Origin of the sequence: Alcanivorax sp. (assembly GCF_051117345.1) — a bacterium.
In the GTDB taxonomy this organism is placed as follows: domain Bacteria; phylum Pseudomonadota; class Gammaproteobacteria; order Pseudomonadales; family Alcanivoracaceae; genus Alcanivorax.
Window position 1 is genome coordinate 1 of record NZ_JBNPEC010000134.1, and the last position, 3205, is coordinate 3205.

Annotated in this window: 2 protein-coding genes and 1 pseudogene; all 3 read left to right on the forward strand. The window is 61.4% G+C overall.

Going from position 1 to position 3205, the window contains the following annotated elements; all coding sequences use genetic code 11:
* A pseudogene (locus ACFE0K_RS08835) lies at nucleotides 1-180 on the forward strand (hypothetical protein); the annotation flags it as partial.
* 60 nt (nucleotides 181-240) lie between these two features.
* The gene (locus ACFE0K_RS08840; RefSeq protein WP_434535714.1) at nucleotides 241-2151 is read left to right on the forward strand and encodes an FTR1 family protein; all 1911 of its coding nucleotides are present in this window, start codon (nucleotides 241-243) and stop codon (nucleotides 2149-2151) included.
* A gap of 162 nt (nucleotides 2152-2313) precedes the next feature.
* Nucleotides 2314-3205 (forward strand): NAD(P)-dependent oxidoreductase (locus ACFE0K_RS08845; protein WP_434535715.1); only part of this gene is annotated, 892 nt, incomplete at its 3' end.

A 3205-nucleotide genomic window follows, 5' to 3' on the forward strand; every position in this document is an offset into this window, starting at 1 on the left:
GCCTTGAAGGCCCAGAACATCATCGACAAACCCCCGGCCAGCCAGCGTGACCAGCGGGCCGCTCAGGCGGCATTCAACGTCTGGCAGCAGGAGAGTGGTTGGCCCCAGGCTCATATCAGCAAGGTAGTGCCGTTTACGGTCGGCGGATATGCCGGGGGGGGGGTGCAGTGCGGTCCTTGATGGGGTCTTCCAGATAAATGATAATGACTCTCCTTTTCAAATTGAACCGGATTCAATTTCATGACCGCTGTTCCCATTCCGGGGCGTTTCGCCGCCATTCTGATCTCGATTTTTTTCCTTAATTTGCCTGCGTTTGCCAGCAATCAGACTGCCCTGGTGCAGTTGGTGGAATACGTTGGAGCCGATTACATCAATGCGGTGGTGGATGGCGATATCGTCAGCCCGGCAGAATACGCCGAGATGGAAGAGTTCACTGCCTTGTTGGCGCAGGGGGTGGCTCAGCTACCCGACGCTGATGGCAAGCAAGGCTTGCAGGATCAAGCGGATGCCCTGCAACAGGCGGTGATCGACAAGGCCGCCGAGCCCCGTATCAAGGAGCTGGCCCAGTCTATCCGTGCCACCCTGGTCACCGTCTACGGCATCCCGGTGTCGCCAAAAGCGGCACCGGATCTGGCGCGCGCTGCCGAGCTGTATCAAACCCAATGCGCCGCCTGCCATGGCGACCAAGGCCGGGGGGATGGCCCCGCTGGCGCGGCATTGGAACCGGCTCCCACCGACTTTACGGAAGTGGCCCGTTATAACGGCCGTTCGTTGTTGGGGTTGCATACCACCATCACCCAAGGGGTCGATGGCACCGGCATGGCGGCTTACGGTGACACCCTCAGTGACGAGGACCGCTGGGCCCTGGCGTTTTACGTGGGGGCAAAAGCGGTCAGCGATGAGATGGCGGAAACCGGCAAGGCCGCCTTCAACCAGATCCCCGGCATGAGGACATCCCTGACGCTGGATACCCTGGTGGCTCAGGCGCCGGAAGATGTGTTGAAAGAGCAGGGCGAGCAAGCCTATGCAGCCCTGGGGTATCTGCGCCGGGAGCCGTCGGCACTGTTCAACAAAAACCGCTTTATTGCCTTGAGTGATGAACGCCTGCAGGAAGCCGAGAGCGCCTATCGCAACGGCGATCGTCAGGCCTCCCAGGCCGCCGCTCTGTCTGCTTATCTAGACGGTTTCGAGATGATTGAACAGCAGCTTGCGGCAGTGGATAGCGATCTTATGCGTTTGGCCGAAGCGGATTTCATGGCCGTGCGCGAGGCCATCGACCGCAACCGTGGGTCGGATACCGTGAGCGAGCGGGTGACAGCGGCGCGGGCCTCACTGTCGAAAGCCGCGGATGCCTTGTCCGGCGATGGCCTGAGCCCGGCGGCGACTTTCTCTGCCAGCTTCTTCATTCTGTTTCGCGAGGGCCTGGAGGCACTGCTGGTAGTGGCCGCGCTACTCACTTTTACCCGCAAGGCCAATGCGGTAAGCGCCACCCGCCATATTCATCTGGGCTGGATCGGCGCCCTGGTGGCCGGTGGCCTGACCTGGTACGCGGCAAACTCCCTGATTACCTTCAGTGGCGCCTCCCGGGAAATGACCGAAGGGGTGGCCGGGGTGGTTGCGGCGCTGATCCTGTTCTATGTGGGTTTCTGGATGCACAGCAACAGCAACAGTCAGAAGTGGCTGGGGTATATCCGTAGCAAGGTGGATGATGCCCTGGGCAGTGGCACCATCTGGGTGCTGACTTTTGTGTCGTTTATCTCGGTGTATCGGGAAATTTTCGAGACTATCCTGTTCTACCAGGCCCTGTGGAGTCAGGTGACCACGGCGACCCAGGCCTTCCTGTTTTACGGTATCGGTGCGGCTGTGGCAGCCCTGGCGGTGGTCTGCTTGCTGTTCTTCCGCATTGGTATGAGGCTGCCCCTGAGTCTGTTCTTCCGGGTGACCAGCCTGGTGCTGCTGGTACTCTCGGTGGTGCTGTTGGGCCGTGGCATTGCCGCCTTGCAAGAAGCGGGCGTATTGAGTGCTTATTACCTGGGCGTGCCTACCATCGAGTGGCTGGGGTTCTTCCCCACGGTGCAGGGCGTGACGGCGCAAGTAATTGCTGTGTTGCTTGGTGTGCTGCTGTGGTTACGGGGAAGGCAGCCGGCTTGATGGGTCTCTCCCGCCATGGCTGGGGGTGTGTACGGTGCCAATATCGGGAATAATGCCCGGCAATATGAGAGTGGAGCGTTCCTGCGGGCGCTCCTCTTGGCCCGTCTGACCGGCGCTTGCAGCGCAGACGGCCAGTTGCCTGCAGCTTGAAAGCGGTACCCCATGTCACAAACCAAAATCAGTTTTCTCGGCATCGGCTTGATGGGCGCCCCCATGGTGGCGCGTCTGCTGGATGCCGGTTTCTCCCTGACCCTCTGGAACCGCACACCGGAAAAGGCGCAAGCCCTGAGCGACCGTGCGCGGCTGGCTGCCAGCCCGGCGGATGCGGTTGCCGAAGCGGATGTGGTGATCACCATGCTGGAAAACGGCACGGTCGTGGACCAGGTGCTCTACCAGAGCGGCGCCATCAATCAGCTTCGCCAGGGCGCGCTGGTCATCGATATGAGCTCCATTGAGCCGGCCACAGCCCGCCGTCATGGGGTATTGGTGGAGGCGCAAGGCGGGGCTTACCTGGATGCGCCGGTTTCCGGGGGCACGCGGGGTGCAGAAGCGGGCACCCTGTCGATCATGGCCGGCGGTGGCGACGACAGTTTCGTGCGCGCCGCGGAGGTACTTCAACCCATGGGCATCGTGACGCATATTGGCCCGGTGGGTAGCGGTCAGCTGGCCAAGCTCGCCAATCAGGCCATTGTTGGTATCACCATTGGCGCAGTGTCAGAAGCCTTATTGCTTGCAGCCAAGGGTGGGGCGCGTCCGGAAAAGGTCCGTGAGGCCCTGCTGGGTGGTTTTGCCGGCAGCAAGATTCTCGAACAGCATGGCGAGCGCATGCTGCAGCGCAACTTCGAGCCCGGAGCGCCAGCACGGATTCAGCTCAAGGATCTGCGCATGATCCTTGATGAGGCTCGCAGTGAGGGCCTGACGTTGCCACTCAGCCAGCGCGTGTTCGAGCAATACCGGGCCTTGCTGGCCAGTGGTAATGGCGAGGTGGACCACAGTGGTCTGTTGCTGGAACTGGAGCGCCTCAATGGCGTCCGACTAGGCAGCGCTGACGAGG

Bases quoted from the DNA above. Each gene is read 5' to 3' on its own strand.
- ACFE0K_RS08840 (WP_434535714.1), top strand. From the start codon at position 241: ATGACCGCTGTTCCCATTCCGGGGCGTTTCGCCGCCATTCTGATCTCG.